The following is an 18,726-nucleotide window of genomic DNA, read 5'->3' on the forward strand; positions in this document are numbered from 1 at the left end:
CCTAACCCCTCAAATCGAAGGACGCCGCGCTACACCATTACGCGGGACTTGACCCACACCCCGACCAACTATCGCGGTTCGGCGTCCGCGATAGCCGACGCCGGCAGCGCGTCCGAGGCAAAGAGAACTTCCATCCCGAGCAGCTTCCCGTTCGCGTCGAAGTCCAGGATGAACTGCCCAACAGCACTCTCGTCATCGGGTACCTGAACCTGGCGCACCGCTTCCCCGGGACCGATGTTGTCCACCACCATCAAGTAGGCGGCGTCCGCTTCGCGGTCATACGTCAGTCTCATTCCTTAGCCCTTCGTAACGGTGACGATGTTGCCGGACCGGTTGTCCACAACGACGCGAATCCGATTCGCACCCGCTCAACTGTGGCCTGAGCCCTGGGCCAATTCAGGCCGACACCCTGGGCCACTTCGAGTTGACATAGTCAGATGAGGTACGTCCCGCGGACGTATCGAAACGACGTCGTGCCGTGCGCGTAGCTGGACCCGACCACGCCTACTAGCGGGCTCAGGAACTATTGTCAGCCAGGTAGTCCAGAACGCGGCGCATCGCGCGGATCGCCTGTACGGCGTCGGGCTGCTCGACCCGCGTGTCGCCCTCATGAACGGCGACGTGGCGCTTCCCATACAGGGCCTTGCCGGCAGTCGCGACATCAGCGGGAGCATCAGCAAGCCGGCGTTTGACATCGGGCCCACGTCCGCCGCACGCCGTCTCGACAGCGAGTCGCGCGGAGAGCACGGCCTCGCGGTACCGGCCGCTGTCGAAGTGCGTCTGCGCGGTGCGCGCGTGCGCCTCCGGCGCTGACTCCTCCGTCAGCACGCGGAACGCATCCCGGTAAGCGGTGTCAGGTGTCGGGCCAAGCAGGTAGGTGAGCTCGGCGCCGTCGTTGAAGAGCAGCACATCGTACGAGTCTGTGGCCGTGCCTCCGGAGACCAGCACGTAGTCGTCGAAGCCGTCCTTCTGGTAGAGGTTCGCCATGTGTGTCTTGGCACCTGTGAACTGCGGACTACTGAGGAATGTGAGCAGGTGGTCCTGGTTCCTGCCATACAACTCGATCTTTCGGCCGGTGACTTTCTCTCGAAGACGCCGACCAAGGCCACTGTCCTCGAGGGCATACTCCTCGATGTAGGACCACACGGAGGTCGGAGGAAAGGCGATGTCCGAGGATGCGATGTGGACCTTCACCGAGAAGCGCTCGAACGCCACAGAGATCTCGTGAGGACTCTGCGTCACGATTGGCGCGGAAATGGCGATGTACTCCGCACGACCTCGCGGCTCAGCGAGGCCGCCTCCATGCTCGTCACAGTCCCGCAGCAGGTTTGACAGCGGCGCGAATGACCTGAATGTCTGGTTGTTCGTCAGAACCCTCACGAGCCGTCTTGTCGACTTCTCGCGAAGGCGCAGATCGGGCGCGCCGGCGGCATTCTCGAACCGCTCGACATAGCACTTGACGATGCCGGAGCTCTGAGCGCTGCGAGCGGTCACCTTCGCTGCCCGGGCAGCTTGTCGTGCCTTCGAGCTTGATCGGCTCATCCCCAGTCCCCGCTTTCGACTTGGTTGTCAGGCTATCCGAGACCAGGAGCGACCGCGCTGCAACGCCCCCGTGCGTTCAGTTGCAGAGCAAAGCATGATGCGCCCGTTACGTGCGAAGATCCGATGGGCCTCGATAGCTCAGTTCGACGACGTCGCCAGCGCCTGCCCCAGTGACGGTGAGCAGTCCGCGCCGATTCGGATTGAGCGGCTCCTCGAGCAGGCCGGCTCGTCGACCGTCAGCGGACTCGAGGATGGTCCTTCCGCTGGCAAGCGACACGGCCCTATAGGGGGTGCCGTTCCTCGGCTGATGATCGCGGAGCCACGTCACCGACGCTTCCTCAACAATGTGGATCCAGGTTCTCTCCGGCGCAGCAGTGCTACGGCTGATGAATCCGACCCAGAGCTCGTGCGATGAGGCGGTCGGCCAGTGGGTGTCGTTCGCGCGCTGCCTCACTTCCTCCGCGTTCATCCACTGATGAAGCTCTGCCATTGTCGTGAAGGTGCCGCCCCCAGCTGTAACCGCGGCGAGAGCACCGGCTCGGGAGGAGAATCCGGCCTGCATGAGCAACGCGGCAGAGCGGCTCAGGGTGCCCGTCTCCACCGCTGCAACCGCGAGTCCGTGCTCGTCGGGGAGGAACGCCCAAGGGTCGCCAGAATGCTCCTCGTGGGCCGTCGCTCGGACCCGGACCGCTTCCAGCGCCCATGGCAGCCGGTAGGCCAGTGAGTCCTCGATGAATTCCAGCTTGTCCGTGATCTCCTCCCCAACCATCTGCGCGGCGTCCTCACCGCGAAGCCATGCGGCGAGGACCTCCTCCCATCGCGTAGGAAGCACGCGCGGCGCGAACGGGTGGATGCCGAATGCGATCCTGGCGAAGTTAGTCAGAGCGTCAATGGCAGCCTGGTCGTCGCCGTTTACGATGCCTTGGTCTGCGTCATGCAGATGCTGTTCCAAGCTGCTGGCGTGTTCGTCGAGTTGGCGCCCGGTCTCGAGGCCGACTCCCGCGAGGAAGTAGCCTCGGCGCTGTGCTGAGGTCGACTGGCTCCAGAGGAAGCGTGTGCGAGCGGCCAGGCCGGCTCGAAGCGCGGTCTGAACCGGCTCCCGCCGTCGAGCCAGGCTCCTGGCCCACAGGGAGGAGGCGAGGACGTCATCGAGAGCCCCCTCGATTCCATCCTCAGCAATCGCGGAATCGCTGAGCAGGCTAAGGAGGGCGTTGTCGAGGCTGGCGAGCTGCGAGCGCCACGCAGTTCGGGCGTGCTCGGCCTCCTCATCGGTCTCGGCCCCGACATCTGGGTAGTCCCACGCGGCGGTACCGGCGACGTAGTCCAGTAGTGCGTCCAAGTCGTCGACACCGAGCTTCGCCAGCATCCTGCTAAGCAGGCTCACCACCAGTTGCAGCAGGCCACTTTCCATGTCTCGCAAAGTGGTGTTCTCGACCAGCTCCCTCCAGTTTCGCCTGCCCCGGGAAATGTCCGTGAAGATCGGGTGGACGACGAGACCGACAGAGTCCACGAACGCTCGGCCAGCTCTGCCGACGACGTTACGGAACTCCGACGCCTTGATCAGCTCACGGTTACGCCAAAGACCGTGCATCACGAGGGCACTGGCTGAAAGGTTGAGCCCCTGCGCAAGGGTCGGCGAGGAGACCGTGACTTTCAGCGCGCCCCGCTGAAGCAACCTCTCTATCTCTCTTCGGTAGGGCGCGGGCAGCGAGCCGTGATGGATCGCCACGCCCAACCGCAGACAGGCGAGGATCGGGTGCTCTCGGCCGAACCATTCCTCACCGATCGTGATCGCCGAGGCGAGGTCGCCGGGGTCTCCGTGATAGACGCTTTGGAGTGCTCCTCGTCCATGAAGGTCAACGATGATCTTGGCAAAGGCGTTCACGGATGCCTTGAGCGGGCAGAAGATGAGGACAGTCTGCCCGTCGTCGACGAGTCGCCAGGCGGTGGCAAGCGTCAGTTCCTGCTGATTCTTGGGGAACGGTGTCCTCCTGCGGCCGATCGGGGGGACAAAGGGCTCGAGAAACTTGGGAACGAAGGGCTCCTCGTCTCCCACAATGATGCTCAGGCGGGCTCGATCGCCTTGCCAAAGCACTTCGCCGTAGCGAAGCTTCGTCGGCCGCCACGAGCTTGCAATGAGACCGTCCGGCTGGTCATCGGTCAGCCAGTTCACGAAGTCTTCGACCTCGTCTCCCTCTGGCAGGATCGCCGAGAGGCAGATGATGCGTCTGGTGTCCGCGTCCGGGCGGCGTAGCAGTCGTTGTACCTGAACTTCGTATCGGACCTCGCGTTCGTCCGCGCCGATCATGTGCCCCTCGTCGAGGACGACAAGTCCAACATCGTCGAGGAGTGTGGGGTCGTTGCGAAGGGCGAAGTCGAGCTTCTCGGGCGTGGCGACGACGATGTCCCTCTCGCGCAACAGATCCTCGTCGGCGCTGCTAGCGCCGATCGCGCCGTAGAGGGAGGTGACGGTCTTCCCCAGGGGGGTGAAGGTGCGTTGCAGGGCTGTTTCCGTCTGGGCCGACAGCGCCCGTAGGGGGGTTACGAAGACAACTCGCCGGCCCTCGGCTAGGCACGCGAGGATGCAGAGTTCGGCGATCCGGGTCTTACCGGCGCTTGTCGGCAATGACAACACCAGGTTCTCACCGGTGTTCAGCACTCGGTCTGCAGCGGCGAGCTGCGATGGCCATAGGTCGATCTCCGAACGTCGCCTCCGGAAGAGAGATGCGATGAACGTCGCACGCAGTCGTGCCCAGTCGGCACCGTCGCCATCGATGGGGCCGTCCGGGAGCAGGCGGTGGAAACTGGCGTCCCAAAGACCGCGAAGCAGGTGAATCGCGAGCCGATGGCACCACCACTGGGGAACCATGTTCAGTTCGCTTGCGGCTCGGAGACCGACCTGCAGCGTGCTGAGTGCCTCATCCAGCAGCGCTTCCTCGCCCCGTTCGAACGCAAGCAGCGCCATGCTGATCGCACCGACGAACGCGTCGGTCAGCGCGAGGTCGACGACGTCGATGACATCGGCGTCACCTTGGTCCTCGTCGGGTTCTTCATCGTTGGCGGGCTCGATGAGCAGGCGCAACGTATCGACGAGGCGGGGGTCTGCTGCCGCGTCCTCGTCACGGTCGCTCAAGATGAGCGTGGCCAGGGTGTCGAGCTCTCTGCGGATGATATGGATGAGGCATCGCTCGCCCGTCGTGACTTCACCGGAGTCGAGCGCAGTCTGAAGCAAGGAGTATGCCCGGGCGGAGAAGCTGCCGAGGTGGTAGGCGGCTGCTGCGACGACACGGTGAAAGCCCCGTTCGCGCGAGTTGGGTCCTCTCGCGATGACTGATTCGATGGCTGTGGCTGCGCCCTCGAAGGCGCGTTGCACGAGGCTCTGCGACCCACTCCCCTCCACCAGACGCAGGCCCAAACCCAGAAGCGAATAGCCGTAGGAGAGAAGTTCGTAACTGAGCGACTGATCGAACGCGGGCGCGTCTTCTGGCAGGACGCCGTCCCGCCAGATCATCGAGCGGGCCTCTCCTCGCGCGAGAAGCTGTTCGCGAAATCCGGGGGTGGTCGCCTCCGCAATAGCGGCCTCAATGTCCTCAACTGTTTCGGGCATCGGCGATCGCTTTCGAGTAGACGTCGGCGATGAACGCCTGATGCTCTGAGACCTGCAGACCGACAGCGAGGCGTCTTACGCGTCCCCGATACGCGGTCGTGTTCGTGCGGAGGAGGTTGCGTGGATCATTGCCTGTGAAGGTGAACAGCAGTTGCACCACCTGCCGTTGGTTGATCCCTGTGGTCAGTTGGGCGTCGTCGACGAGGTTGGCCAATGTATGCTCGCCGAGTTCGTGGAGTCGGTCGGCTACGAAGCTGAGAGCGTGAGGCGATGGGCGTCCCCGATCGCTTCTGAGCGCAAGGTCCGCACCCGTGACCGTCGCAGTGCCAAGCGTTGCCCGGCTCTTGGCCTCACCCTTCAGTAATTCGAGCGATCCGTCGGTAGCCGCGCGCACGCCAACCAGGTCATCGCCACGCATCGACATCTCGCGGTGGTCCTTCCACCGCAGACGTTCCACGACTCGGAAGCCGAGCTCACGCGCCGCGTACTGCGCTCCGATGATCTCTCCGAGGTCGCCTGAGCGGGTGCGCTTGCTACTGGGGAGCTTTCCCTCCAGGTATGCGGCGGCAGCAGGCTTCCCCAGCTCGGCGAGGATGGTGGCAATCCGGTCCGGACCCGCATACTGGTTCGAGATCTGCGCTGCCGCCCAGTCGACACCCCGCGCGACGGTCGTCGGCGAAGCGACCATGTGCACCATCGCGTGCCGCCTCAGCGGTTCGCGTGTGGATGTCGTCCACGAGGAAAGCGGTGCCATTCGTCAATCGTGGCAGAGGTCGCGCTGCTGAACGCAAAGCGCCGCGCCAGGCTGCTGCCGCCGCCGCCGCCGCCGAAGGGACCCTCTAACACATCGGCCGACTACCGCGAGCCGGACTGCTGAAGAGTTCGCGTCGCCAAATCCACGATCCTCGGCATCCTGCGATCCGACAACGTCGTCGTTCGGCGGCAGCCGCTGCCGGTCGAGCAGGTTGCAGAGGCTTCGAGGCTCCATAAGTCGGGCCTGCCCCTCTCCGGCGTCGCTGACCGGATGTCCGTAGATCGGGAGACGATGCGCGTCGCAATATCCATGCCGGAGTATCGCTTCGTCCACCGGCTGGTGCGAACTGAGCACGCAGAGACAGGATCATCTCGCGTACTGCTTGATGCGAGCGTGCCATCCCTTCAGCCAGGAGACCTCGTCGCAGAGCTCGTCAACCGCCGGCGCCACGTAATTCTCCTCGGGCGCATTGTCATGTCGCGCTGCCCAGCTCGATGTCTTCGAGTAGGCGACCTGAAATTCGTCATGATCAGCCTGTGTGAACTTCGGAAGGATCTTGAGCATCTTCGTCTGCACTTCGTTCGTCCCGCGATCGACGAGCTCATTGACAATGTGCAGGTTCATCGCGCGTTCAAGGGTTTCAGAAAGTCGGCCCGCAATCTGTGCGGTCCGATCCGTGTAGTCGTCGTCCGTCAGACTCTCGCGCTCCTTTCTCAGACGAGCCAAATCTGCCTCGAGCTTGTTGATTCGCTCCGGAATATCCTTCGCGGCCCAAGGAAGCTGATCAACGATGAGGCCGGGCTCGGTGCCGCCCATCCGCTGAATCGATCGTGTTGTCGTGGCGACCGCCTTACCCTTTGACGCTTTGATCAGTGCGTGCACGAACGTGATCTCGTGCGTGAAGACGATCACTTGTCGCTCGCGTGCCAGCTCGACGAGGCGGTGTGCGACCTTCGACCGTCGCTCTGCGTCGAGCGATGAGACAGGATCGTCGAAAACAACGCTGGAGCGTGACTTGTCGAGTTCCACCTCGGTGAGGAATCCCGCCAATCCGAGCGCCGTCTGCTCTCCTTCACTCAGCACCTGATCGACGCCTGCGTTACGTCGTGATCCGAGCAGGCTCGGCTGATGCTCGAGTGCGGAGTTGCGGCCACGTCCAGTTCGATTGAGGGTGACTCGACGCAGTTCGAGGCGCTCGGTCTCTCGCGTGAAGTGATCCCGGACTTCCGCCGTGACGTATGTCTCGGTCAGCTCTCCGCGCTTCGTCGTGATCGCGTTTGTTGCGGTGAGGCGGCGAACATCTTCGATTGTCTTTCGTCGCGAGAGTCGCGTCACCTCAGTCTCAACAGCCGCCCTTGTCTCGTTGAGCGTCTTGGCGTCCTGTAGTTCGACGACCTGCTTGCTCGTCGTGCTGAGCGTCCGAGCGAAAGTCGATGCATCGATGTCTCGCGCCTTGATCGTCAACGCTTGCACTCGCGTTTCGGCCTGATCAACGATCGAGCCCGCGAGCGGAAGCAGTTCGGCATCTTCCTCGCCGTCGAGCCATACAACAGCCGCCGTAGCTGCGCGCGTCCCAGTCTCGAACCAGTCGAGCACCGACTGCGCATCCTCACCCGCGTCCTGCAACCGATTGATCGCCGCAGAGACCGCGACTGGCAGTGTCTGAAGGTCGGCGAAGTGGTCTCGGAACGCCGCGAGCGCCCCGCTGGCTGTTTCCGCGTCACGTGACGTTGTGTCGGTGACGAACGCTTCGAATCGACCGAGGCGGTCGGCGGCCTGCTCGTCCAAGGGCTGCTGACAGAGCACGCAAACAGCGTCACTGTCTGTCACCGGGAAGTCGTGATCGTGATAGGCGTCGGTCAGTGAAAACTTGCGCGCTGCTTCCCATAGCGCCCGCCAAGTATCAGAGCCGACGCTCGGCAGAGGCTCGGAGTCGAAAGTGCGAGCGGATGCGATGCGCGCTGCTTCCTGGAGCTGAACGACCCTCTGCTGCAGGTCTCTGAGTTCGCGCTGTTTGTCATCACCCAGGGCAGCTTCCACCGTCCTGGCGTGCGTTCCGACCGTCGACCAGTCGCGCCCGAGCATCGTAAGCCGATCCTTCTCCTTGTTCGGATCGCTTCCTTTGAGCCGCGCCTCTTCTGTGAGCAACTGCGCAAGTTGCCTGTCGTGATCGTCGGCCAAGTTCGTAGCCTCTGCGATTGCCTCATTCGACGTGGTGGCCGAGATACTGGACAAGAACGTAGACGCACGAGTCTCCGGGTGGAGTACCGGAAGCTGCGGTCGCTCAGTCTGGTTCGTAGTGAGTCGCTGAGTGAGCTCACCAGCGACCGCTTCGCAAGCTTCGGAAAGCTGGTCCAGAATTGTGAGCGCTGATGGGCGGTAGTTCGCCTCCGACGCGGTCGTGACATACGCGTCACCGCAGTCCTCGTCGTAAAAGCGGATCCGCGACAGTTCGATGCTTTGGGTCTCACCGAGATTCCAAGTATCAGCATTGGCGCCGACCTGGTAGTCGAGCTTCGCCGCCTGCGCAGTGTCCATATCCGAGAAGACGTCACCTAGGAGCTGCGCATCCTTGACGCGAGCGGTGACGGCCTCACGAATGAGCCGCGCGTAGCCAGACTTTCCGCTCGCGTTGTTGCCGAAGGCGATTGTCAGGCCCGCAGCGCCAAATGAGAGCGTCTGTCCTGCGGTCAGTGCGTTGACGCCCTGGACGCCTGAAACCTGAATGAGTCTGACGGGATCGCCCGCCGCTGTCGAGCCGGGAATGTCAGCGGCCTCGATGTTCATGGCAACTGGATACGTTCCCGCCATCAGTTGGTCCGCGATGCCCGACACGTCGTCCGCCGACAACGTCTCATTGCGGCAGAAGCGCGCAACCGCGTCCTTTTGCCAATCCGGCCGCGCAGCGAGCCAACTAGCCAAGTCCTCATTGAGGGTCATTTCGCTCCTCCTGCGGGGCGTCCTGAGATTTGATTACGAACCGTGGCCATGGGTGCTCCTCATTGCGTTCGAACGCGCCCCCGCGATGCGGCGACTTGACGTTGTCACAGTGCCGCTCGTCTCTGTTCCACCGCGGAGCGTTGACTGCCATCCAGAGGGCAGCGCCGCCCCGACTCCAACCTCGTCTACAAGCCTTGCGAAGTTGGCCCACACCTCGACCCGCTGCACGCGAGACTCGATGCCGCGGAGTTCAGCAAGACTTTGTTCCACCTCGTCAACACGACCGGGCTTGGCGCCTCGCGTACGCCGATCTCCATACGGGTGATCAGTTTCTGTAAGGAGTCGATGCGGGGGGATCGCGCGAACCGTCTCCTCGGAGGGCATCATGGCTGGCGGTAGCGAGAAGTAGCACCCGAGCCTGACGGCCTCTTCGGTCACCTCAGGTCCCCCGGTCCACCAATGCAGGATGACACCTTCGACCGGAGTGCGATGCAGCTCTCGCAGCACGCGGAGGTGCGCGCCGGAACTGTGCACGCTCACGATCCGAGGGTGGCGCTGAAGCTCCTCGAGAACGAGTCGGAACGTTGCCGTCTGCAGCTCGATTGGCACACGGCTCGAGCCGTCCAGGCCAACTTCACCCACAAGCGGCGTGTCCTGAAGGAGCTGCCGAAAGCGCTCAATAGTGAATGCTTTCTGCGCCCGAACGAGTCCGGGGTGAACTCCGACACCCCAGAGCGTCCTGAGATCAGTGCGGGACCGCACTGCTTCGAACTCGTCGAGTGACCGAGTCATAGCGAAGATGAAGGCCCCGAGCTTTCGCAACTCAGAGCCGTCGATACCCGGGTCCACGTGCGCATGGGTATCGAGCGGAGGGGGGATCCTCATAGGTCGAGTCCCCGCAGTTCCTCGCGACCTCGCCGGCACAGCTCGAGGGCATCGGCTAGAGCGATGCTCGACGGAAGCTGGAGTTTCGCAAGATCTGATTCTCCGAATGACTCGCGAAGGAAATCACGCATGGCTGGCACCACGGATTTCTCCATTACCCAAGCCAATTGCTTGTCGCCCGCGGGTACGAGGTATGGCGTGCTGTCGTCCAACGCTGCCGCCTCAAACGAGGCCTGTCGCAGTACACACCCGAAGCACACCCCACAGGCGATCTTGGCCGAGATTCCGTACGACTTCGCGCCCGTATGCGAGCACGACGACGTGTCGCTGAGAAACGCGCTGGCACGCTCGTTTCCAAGCAGCTCCCGCACACGCTGGAACATCTCACCCTTAGTCTCAGCGGCGTGCGGGTTGACCAGGTCGTGGTGCGCTCCCACCGATGCGAGCAGGGCGATCAGGTCGCCGAGGAACTTTGGATGCGTTGTCTTGGTCGAGAGGCTCCCCCGACGACTTCGAGAGAGCGGCGGGTTGATCGATGCATAGCCGTTCTCGGGCAGCCAGAGCGGCACCTTGTGGACCGAAGCCACCGCGAGCCCCAATGCAATGAACAGGAAGGAACGAGACCTTGTCGAGTTTTCCTTGCCGTAGGCTTTGCTGGTCGGTGAGTGACGGCCACGCGCCAGTAGCACCTTCACATGATCGGCCGTCGTACCAGGCGCGAGGTCCTCAATCGCATCCGCCACTCGAGTCTGAATCGGAGACAGGTTCGGAGAGGCCCAGTGCGAGACGAGTATCTGTTGTTCACCGCGCGAAGCGAGGTCGACAGCGGACAGCAAGGCACCGGTCGCTGAATCTGCTCCGCCGCTCAGAAGCACGACACGCGTTGCGCCAAGTCCGACCGTCGCGATCTGTTCCGGAGCTCCGACGTTCTCACGAAACGTGAACCGCCAAATATCTCCGGTGAGGAAGCCGAGAAGCCTCTCGAGCTCAGGCTGCACGGTCTGCCACGGATTCGCCGCCAGCACGTCTACGGCAATGGAGATGTCCCGCTGATTCCAATTGGACAGTCGCCCCGAGCGCAGAGACGAGCGGTCTGCTGCAAGGACGGCAACGGCGATGCGGACCAGATCGATGTTGCGGTCAGTGACTGCGCCGAGACCACCGAGCAGTGGTCCGTAGTTGGCTCGGAAGTACTGGTGGGAATGGCCATCATGCCAGTAGAAGGTTCGATCCGCGTCGGAGGTCGGCGTGGATGGGACGGGCGCAACAGTCAGCTCGTAAGAGAACATGGTTACTCGGCTCCGTCTTTGTAGATGCGACGGAGATAACGGAGACCACGCTCGATAGCCGAATCGATAGCATCCGGACTTGCACCCGTATCTGAGAGGTTGGCGCGTGCGGCCAAATGATGACTCGTGTCGTAGACCTCATCGATGAAGTCCTCGCGCGAGACCGAGCCGGTCGATGAAAATTCATCTGACTCGGAGATGAAGATCTCCGCGATCATCACGCCAATCGCGTGTTCGGCAGTGGCTGCAGCGTCCGGCGTCGACGGGTTCACATCCGTATCGAGCATCCACTCGAGAAGGTGATGCGCGATGTCTCGCTGCTCTTCGGCGGGGATGTCGCTGGAAGTCTGCGCCTCGCAGACGACGTCGAGAATGGCTCGAACCATTTCGGCTCGGGTAGGCAGGGCGGATAGCAAATCAAAGTCGAGACCGGCTTTCGCGAGGGCCTCGCGATCACCTTCGCGGAATGCGCGGGCGAGATTGGCAGCACGGCTCGCGGTCGAGGCGTACGCGCGCGCGTCACGACGCGGGGCGCTCTGCTTGCGGCCGGTGCCCCCGCCGCCACCGCTGGCTCCACCGCCTCCGCCGCCTGATGAGCGGCGCGAGAACACAGGGATCTTCAGCGCCTGGGCGACGACACCCTCAGGAATGCGAGTTTTCTGGCCGTCCGCCTGACCGTCCACCCATTGGTCGACACCATCACGGAGGGCACGACCGACCTTGCCCGTCGACCCCTTATACGACGAGCTTGTCCCCATGACTAGATGCCCTCCTTGGCAGCAGCAACGGCTTCGATGAGTTGCTTACGTCCACTGGCGTTCGCCATCTGCGACATCTGCTCGACAATCGGCTCAGGATCGTCTGCGCGAAGCTGGGCGAAACCGCCCACCTTGAGATCCTCAGGCCGCAACCGCTTCAGCGCCGAGACAGCCGTCGCAACAGACGATGGCTGAACACGAACAATCCGAAGTATCGCGACTATGCCAGCCGACTGCTTCTGCGGCTCGTCAGCGATCACGCCACCAATATGGTGGATCAGCTTGTCTGCTTCGCTGCTCTGCAAGTTGCGAAGCATATCTTCGGTCACGCGCCGGGCCTCACCGACCGAACGCGACAGGATCTGCGTCGCGATGTCGCGGATCGACTCCGGCAGTCCTTCGGAAGCCAGGAAAACGCTCTTAAAGCTTGCCGCGAAGACGAGATACGGCGCGATATCCTTCTTAGCGAGCGGTGGAGAAAGCCGCGCCCAGCGGATCAGTCCGTCGCCGAACCGAGGCTTCGAGGCGCCGCTGGTCGCTCCAGTTTCCGCAGGAGCCTCCGCGTTCGCTTCAGTGTCGTCGGTGCTTTCTGTCTCGGTAGCACCGGCCGGTTCCAGCTGCTGTTCTGCTTCGTCATCAGCCTGAGGCGTCCCGGCTTGTGCTTCCAATGCGGCCAGATTCTGGCGGAGCGTCTGCTCGCGCAGCCAGCCGGTGACTTCCTTGAACTCATCAGGGAAGTACTGCTCGAGCACCATGAGCTTCGCGATCGTGGCCGCATCCAGTGTGATCCCGCGCCGAGCCGCGATGCTCAAACGAACCGACAGGTCATTCAGGAACCGCTTGATGCGTCGGGGATTGCCCTTTGTCTTCTCATGAACGATGGGGCGGATGCGGGCCGCGTTGTTGCGCTGTTCGAGGAACTCGTCCTTCTGGAGCGAGGCGACCGTTTCCAGCGCGATTGCTCCACGCCGCGCGACGGAGACGTCGCTCACAATCTGCGCGTATTCGGCTGGTTCGACCAGCGCGCGGATCTGAAGGAGAACGAGATAGGCCTCGGTGTCGAAATCCGAGAGTGCGGGTACGGGCACCGAGGTCTGGACGATCTTGTGTAGATAGAGCTGCGCCGGTGTCTCTTCGCCCGGCTTTGTCTCAGGTGCAGCTGGATAGCGAGTGGCGATCGCATCTGCAACGCGCTCTTCGTCAGCAGCGATGACAAAAGACATCTTCGACACCGATAGGAAGAGCCTGATGGTCTCAAGCGTCTCGACGACGGTCTCGGGAAGGCAGCGGTCCAGGTCGTCGACAAGCACGACGACGTTCTTGATCGTCTCCATACCCTCCGACTCAAGGAGAGCGCGGAACTCAGCACGGAACTGCACCATGTCCGTGATCGGCTCAGGGCTGTTCTCGTCTCCGACTTCGTTCGGCTTGACGAGGCTCAGCACGCTATCGAGTGAGGGCAGGGTCACTGTTACCGCAGACTGGGCAGCGAGCTTCATCGCCTTGGTCCAGTCGATCCGCTTCAAGAGGCGCTTGACGAGAGCCTTCGACTGCGCTCCGACACCCTCTTCGGGAAGAGCCTCCTCGATGGCGGAGAGTATCTCGCCGATCAGCGACTCTTTGATTCCGAGCTGAGGGTCGTATCGCCATGGATCAGTCTCGATGACGAGCCGGGACACCGGCTCGCCCTGTTTCTGCTTCAGCTGCTTTGCGATGATGCGCAGCACTGAAGTCTTACCGCTCCCCCAGGAGCCCGAGAGCCCGAGGGCGATGGGATCGAGACGAGGGTCGAGCAGGGCATCGACGACCGTGCCGGCGACAGCGTCGAATGACAACAGGTCAACGTCGGTCGGCTCATCGAGGAAGAGCGGAAAGGTATCGGCGCTCACGAAGCAGCCACAGCGTGCGGCCCGAGGAACTTGTCCCCATTGAGATGGATCATGTGCGTCGGGTCAGAAGCGCACCACGCCTCCGTCTCCCAGGCGAGGTCAGCCAGGAACTTCCGCATGACTGCTCGGTCAGGGAAGCAGGAGACGTACACGAGCCCCGCCGTCGATCCGGCAAACAATGTGCTGAGCTCGCCGTAGCGCTTCGCGTCCACCGGCCCGTGACTCGACGCCGCCTCCATCAGGAACAGCCAGTTCTTCTCCGGCTGGTAAACAACAAGGTCTGGCAGCTTGCCGTGCGTGTTGACCACGATGCCCAGCTCCGCGAGCTTGGCCTCATCGAAATGCATGAGCTTACTGTCAGCATCGCCGATGTAAAGCACCTCTCCGCCCGGAATGAAGTAGGCGCAGAAGTCATCGATCATCTGCTTGATCAACACGTTCTGTCCGCCAGCTCCAAGCGTCAGCTCGACGCCACCAGGCAACGTTACGGGAATGCGTGTCAGATCTCGCTCGGCTCGGTAGATGGCCAGCAGACCAGGCGCATTCTCGAGATAGCGATTGACGAGGTCGTCGAACTCACGTGTTCCAAACGCACGCAGTACGCTCAGTGCCGCATCAGTGAGTTTGTAGTTGTTGAGGGAGGAGTTAGTCGCTCGCGACGGGTCGTCCTCATTCAGGATGACGAAACCTGCGTCCCGAAACTGATGGAGAGTCTGTCGACGATAGGTTTCGCGGGTGTTCTCTGCGACAGGAAAGTCGAGCTCCTCGCGGATCCAGTCCAGAATCGCACGGACGCCGAGCCTCGTGTTCGTAGCATCTGCCCATGAGCTTGCCTCGGTCAGACGCGCAAGCGCGAGGAGTGTTCGGCCGCTCCGATCGTTCGATCGCGCCGCATCAAAGCCAAGCACCTCGAGGATCTGCTTCGCTTCGTCAAGTCGGGTCATGCTGCGATCTCCACAGCAGCCATGACGTTCTCAACCGCTGTATCGATCGTGTCCTGAGAGGTCGTGTCGACAGATGCCAGAGCCCGCAGCTGCTCGAGCGAGGGAAACCGCATCTGACGCAGGTCAGTAGCGTTCACCTGAGTGTGGCCGGAGAAGACCCGGAAGTAGTCGTCGAGCCTTGAAGAGTTCAGAAAGACCGCGAGACCGCGCGCAACGGCAAGGTCCAGTCCGGCCCCATTCTGGTGTACGTAGTTCAGCTTGTTATCGAACGCGACCGCGTCGCCCGATTGCCAGACACCAGCAGACACACGGCGGCGCTCCTCTTTAGCGGAGAAGCGCTTGATCAGAACATACGCACCAGCGGGCACGAGGAGCTTCGAGGCGACTTCGGGAACGGTGTGGAACCATTCAGGCTTCTTCGCCCCGATGGGGTGCTTCGTTTGGCCGTTGCGAATGTGGCTGGCGTTGACCATTGGCCATGAGCCATCGATCGGTTCCTGATGCAGCATGTCCCGAGAGCGAAAGTCCACGACGCGTCCGGTCGAGACGGTCAGACCCAGATCAGCGAGCGTGTGGTGTGCGTGGCGCGTCATCCAGGCGACTGCCGCCGCGTCCTTCTCAGTCGCCGGGACGTGGATGAAGTCAGCCGTCACGACGTCGTCGTACGCGACGGAGCGGACGCTGGCCTCGTCACGATGATCGTGTGAGGTGTAGACGTGCACAGTGTCAGGCCGTCGGCCTCGAGTCACCGAAACGACAATTGCTTCCTGGAGTACGCCCGTGTCCCCGAAGACTTTCGAGCGACTCTCGAACGTGTGGATTCCATCGATACCGACCGTATCGACGAACTCGCGCCGGAAGCGGGAATAGTAGGTGCCGTTCATCCACGAGCGCGGGGTGATCGCTACCTGCTGACCATCATTCGCAAGCAAACGGACGCCGAGCGCGAGGAACGCGGCGTAGATGTTCGGCACATCGATACTCGCGGCGCGAAGCAGGTTCTGCTGCTCGCTGCCAGTCTGAAGCTTCGCGTACGGCGGGTTCTGAATGATGACGTCGAAACGTTTGCCCGACGAGAGAGCCCACGACAGGAAGTCCTCAGCAATGAGCGTGGTCTTCACGTCGCCGAGCGCCTCGATGTCCGAGAGCGTCTCACGCAGCGCAGATTGAAGTGTTTCGTCAACTTCGACTGCAATCACGTCAATCGGAGCGGCCGGACGCTCCGCCCGGATACGGTCGACGAGTGCAGCGGTCAGCATTCCGCTCCCTGCGCCCGGGTCAAGAATGCGAATCGTGTCGCCCTGTGGCACGCGAGGCAACCCAGCGATGATGAGCGCCGCCTGATACGGAGTGAAGTACTGTCCGAGCGCCGCTTGCTCAGATGGGTCCATCGCCGCAAGTGCGGACTTGCGGCGCGCTTCGGCGCGGTCAATCAAGCTCATAGGTACAGCGTACCGAGGGCCTCCGACAGCTGAGCTGGCCACGCCGTCAGCACACTGCGGATGACCAGCACGGGACCGATTCCCGTGGCCGTCACGAAGTACGACGTCCGCGACGAACTGATGCGCAGCGTGCACGCGCACGCGCGAACTCGATCGTCTACCGGCGCGCACCACTACGCAGCCATCGGAGGCGCTTCCAAGAAGATACTGCGCGACTATCTCGACTGAGCTTTAACTAGCGCAGGAGACAGAGACCGCCCACAGGCACTCGTCCCCAGCGCATGCATCGCACGGCCGAACTGCCGGCACAGTCCTTCCGTGATCAGCATGCTTCGCCGATGACGGTACCGAGCGCCAGAGTCAGATCGTCGGCCGTTCCCCGGTCGGTATCGTTCTCGATCGGCATGTTTTCAGGCACGACGATTGCTTCGTCGCCCGCGCCGACTCGCTCCACAATGCGGTCGGACAGCTACCCGGCCCCGCAGGCGGCTGATACCGCGCAGTTCGCAGTGTTCTCCGCTGCTGACAGGCTCGATCGGGTCCGAAATCGCCGGCGGGCCGTTGTGCCCAGCCGCGCGCCGAGTGGACGATCGACATATGGTCATTCGCGATGTCCCTCTGAACCCGGTTCAGCTTGAGGTCCTGGCATGGGTGCGTGACGGGTGCCCGAGCGGCGTGCACGAAGGCTCGTCCCATCGGATTACCGCGCGTGCCCTTCACAACAGGGGTCTCATACGGGTGTCCGGTCACGGCGGGGGCTGGACGGCGTCGATCGAGCAGGAGGGTGTGTATTACCTCGACCACGGTGAGTATCCTCCCGCGCCAGCTCCGCGCCCCGGCCCTCCTCCCCCAGCCGACCTGGCACTGCCAGAGCCGGGCGCACTCGGAGACATGCCCGCGCAGCGAACGCCGCAGAAGCGGCGTGACCGTCCGCAGAAGCCGAGCGTGACGGAGCGCTTCATCGACGAACTCATCGACGCAGGTCCCGCGGGTGTGGAGATGCCGATGGACAAGATCCATCTCCTGCGGCGGCGTGTGGCTGACGCGGAGCGCGCTGGGCGTATTCCCGATGGGATGAGGATCGCGGTTCGGCCGTTCCGTCGCGAGGAGGAGCACGGAGCGCGTGTCCGGATGGAGCGACTCCCGAACTGGTTCGTGCTCGCACAGAGATCGCGGCGCCGCGGGGTGGTCGAGCACACGACGTCGGCCGTCGAGCTGGATGGAAGCGAGAGGTTCCAGGTCGAGGGTGCGCCGCGGGAGCGAGCGTTGCGGCTGGTGGACGCGCTGGTCGAGGGTGGGGCATCTGAGGGCGTCGCAGTGAGCGCTGCCCTCGGCGTGCGCATCGACGACGGGCGCCGCTACAACGAAGTTCACCGCGACGAGTTGGTGTTCGCGGTAGAGCCAGACGAGGTTAAGGCGTGGTTCGTGCAGAAGACGCTGCAAGTGAAGCATGAGCCCACAGTCCGGGAGCTCGCGCGTGCTCGACAGGGCTACCTCTTCCCTGATTTCGATGATGTTCCCGATGAGAACTTGACGTTCATGGTGGATGGCAGGTCCGGGATCATGTGGGCCGGATCGTGGACGGATTCAGACGAGCAGCATCTCGAGCAGATGATCCCCCGCATCTTGGAGGAGGTCTTGTTCCGTCTCGACGCCGCGGTCGCCTTACGGGAAGCGGAACGCCGCCGCGAGGAAGCGCAGCTTCGGGCTCTGAAGGTCCGGCGAGAAGCGTGGGACCGCGCTCGTGAGGACGCGGTCGCCGCGTTCCGGCGACAGTTCTTGGTCACGCAGATGCTCGATCAGGCGGCCGCGTGGCAGCAGGCGGCGCTGCTGCAGCGGTACGCGGACGCGGTGCGCCACCAAGCACAGAGCCTAGAAGATCGGGAGAACTCCGATGCGCTGGAGTGGACGTCCCAGATCGAAGCTCATGCCGACCGCGTCAATCCACTCCCGAACTCAGCCGCGACGCCGACGCCTCCCGAACCCACGATGAAGGATCTGGAGCCGTTCATGGGCAAGCACGGACCGTATCGCCCCTGATCCCCGGCTCATCATCTCCCCCATCGGCGCGGGGCACGCTCGTACCGGACGGGAATCTCCGAGGGCTTCAACGGGCGGTCAATGACGGGACGGAGTTTCTCGGGCGTGATGCGCTCCTCGACATGTTCGCTCTCGATGACTTCAGCGACGATGGAATGGTTGTGGGACTTGAGCTCATCCAGGACACGGGCGAGCAGTTCGTCCAGCCGCCGCACCTCGGCTTCAGCGGCCGCGAGGCGCTCCTGGAGTGTGATGGCGCGGTGACCGCACCAGGCCCGGAGGATCTCGTGTACGGGGCGGCCGTGTTCAAGGTAGTACGCGTACTCCCACTCCGGTGACGACGTAGTGGAGCGGTTGTCGTAGGTAACCGTGGGACGGCCGCGCTTGCTGTACTCCCGGTATTGCTTCTCGTCCTCGATCACCGCGTCCAACACGGGCATCGGGTTCACGCGACACGCGTACTCGGCGATGCGCATCGTTCCCTCCGGCGAAACGACCGTCTCTTCCTCATCGACATACGAGTCGACGCTCTCCAACAGTTCCGAGACCTGGATGCCGATTACGGTTCCGAGTGCATCAGCATCCAGGATCCTCGTCGACCATACGGAGTGATGCCAGTCCAGGGCGGCGGCCACG

Annotated in this window: 14 protein-coding genes; 2 read left to right on the forward strand and 12 right to left on the reverse strand. The window is 62.9% G+C overall.

Annotation, left to right across the window (positions count from 1 at the left end):
* Nucleotides 1-68: 68 nt before the first annotated feature.
* The 11 genes from ACTIAO_RS02695 to ACTIAO_RS02745 all read right to left on the reverse strand — a co-directional run bounded on the left by ACTIAO_RS02695 (nucleotide 69) and on the right by ACTIAO_RS02745 (nucleotide 16,050).
* On the reverse strand, nucleotides 69-293 hold the full coding sequence (locus ACTIAO_RS02695; RefSeq protein ID WP_121657556.1) for a DUF2283 domain-containing protein: 225 nt from the start codon (nucleotides 291-293) through the stop codon (nucleotides 69-71).
* A 223-nt stretch (nucleotides 294-516) separates the two neighbouring features.
* On the reverse strand, nucleotides 517-1,242 hold the full coding sequence (locus ACTIAO_RS02700; protein ID WP_441904785.1) for a hypothetical protein: 726 nt from the start codon (nucleotides 1,240-1,242) through the stop codon (nucleotides 517-519).
* A 406-nt stretch (nucleotides 1,243-1,648) separates the two neighbouring features.
* On the reverse strand, nucleotides 1,649-5,149 hold the full coding sequence (locus ACTIAO_RS02705) for a DEAD/DEAH box helicase (RefSeq protein WP_121657558.1): 3,501 nt from the start codon (nucleotides 5,147-5,149) through the stop codon (nucleotides 1,649-1,651).
* A complete protein-coding gene (locus ACTIAO_RS02710; RefSeq protein ID WP_246802443.1) occupies nucleotides 5,133-5,903 on the reverse strand; it encodes a Hachiman antiphage defense system protein HamA in 771 nt (256 codons plus the stop codon). The genes ACTIAO_RS02705 and ACTIAO_RS02710 overlap by 17 nt, the downstream gene beginning before the upstream one ends.
* Before the next feature lie 366 nt (nucleotides 5,904-6,269).
* On the reverse strand, nucleotides 6,270-8,843 hold the full coding sequence (locus ACTIAO_RS02715) for an AAA family ATPase (RefSeq protein ID WP_121657560.1): 2,574 nt from the start codon (nucleotides 8,841-8,843) through the stop codon (nucleotides 6,270-6,272).
* Nucleotides 8,844-8,876: 33 nt separating this feature from the next.
* Complete coding sequence (locus ACTIAO_RS02720) at nucleotides 8,877-9,728, reverse strand: TatD family hydrolase (protein WP_121657561.1); 852 nt, start codon at nucleotides 9,726-9,728, stop codon at nucleotides 8,877-8,879.
* A complete protein-coding gene (locus tag ACTIAO_RS02725; RefSeq protein ID WP_147439040.1) occupies nucleotides 9,725-11,017 on the reverse strand; it encodes a hypothetical protein in 1,293 nt (430 codons plus the stop codon). The genes ACTIAO_RS02720 and ACTIAO_RS02725 overlap by 4 nt, the downstream gene beginning before the upstream one ends.
* Before the next feature lie 2 nt (nucleotides 11,018-11,019).
* On the reverse strand, nucleotides 11,020-11,775 hold the full coding sequence (locus tag ACTIAO_RS02730) for a hypothetical protein (RefSeq protein ID WP_147439041.1): 756 nt from the start codon (nucleotides 11,773-11,775) through the stop codon (nucleotides 11,020-11,022).
* 2 nt (nucleotides 11,776-11,777) lie between these two features.
* Nucleotides 11,778-13,664, reverse strand: a complete 1,887-nt coding sequence (locus ACTIAO_RS02735) for a KAP family P-loop NTPase fold protein (RefSeq protein ID WP_441904786.1) — start codon at nucleotides 13,662-13,664, stop codon at nucleotides 11,778-11,780.
* Nucleotides 13,661-14,608, reverse strand: coding sequence for a BsuBI/PstI family type II restriction endonuclease (locus ACTIAO_RS02740; RefSeq protein WP_121657564.1), 948 nt, complete (start codon nucleotides 14,606-14,608; stop codon nucleotides 13,661-13,663). Before ACTIAO_RS02740 ends, ACTIAO_RS02735 begins: the two co-directional genes overlap by 4 nt.
* A complete protein-coding gene (locus ACTIAO_RS02745; protein WP_121657565.1) occupies nucleotides 14,605-16,050 on the reverse strand; it encodes an Eco57I restriction-modification methylase domain-containing protein in 1,446 nt (481 codons plus the stop codon). The genes ACTIAO_RS02740 and ACTIAO_RS02745 overlap by 4 nt, the downstream gene beginning before the upstream one ends.
* A gap of 60 nt (nucleotides 16,051-16,110) precedes the next feature.
* Between ACTIAO_RS02745 and ACTIAO_RS02750 the strand changes: the two genes are divergently transcribed.
* Together ACTIAO_RS02750 and ACTIAO_RS02755 are read left to right on the forward strand one after the other, a co-directional pair.
* The gene (locus ACTIAO_RS02750; RefSeq protein WP_183086087.1) at nucleotides 16,111-16,278 is read left to right on the forward strand and encodes a hypothetical protein; all 168 of its coding nucleotides are present in this window, start codon (nucleotides 16,111-16,113) and stop codon (nucleotides 16,276-16,278) included.
* A gap of 717 nt (nucleotides 16,279-16,995) precedes the next feature.
* The gene (locus ACTIAO_RS02755; RefSeq protein WP_121657566.1) at nucleotides 16,996-18,090 is read left to right on the forward strand and encodes a hypothetical protein; all 1,095 of its coding nucleotides are present in this window, start codon (nucleotides 16,996-16,998) and stop codon (nucleotides 18,088-18,090) included.
* An 11-nt stretch (nucleotides 18,091-18,101) separates the two neighbouring features.
* Here the strand turns inward: ACTIAO_RS02755 and ACTIAO_RS02760 are convergent, their stop codons facing one another.
* A complete protein-coding gene (locus ACTIAO_RS02760) occupies nucleotides 18,102-18,725 on the reverse strand; it encodes a hypothetical protein (RefSeq protein WP_121657567.1) in 624 nt (207 codons plus the stop codon).
* Nucleotide 18,726: the final 1 nt, after the last annotated feature.

The organism is Microbacterium sp., assembly GCF_052099035.1.
Taxonomy (GTDB): domain Bacteria; phylum Actinomycetota; class Actinomycetes; order Actinomycetales; family Microbacteriaceae; genus Microbacterium.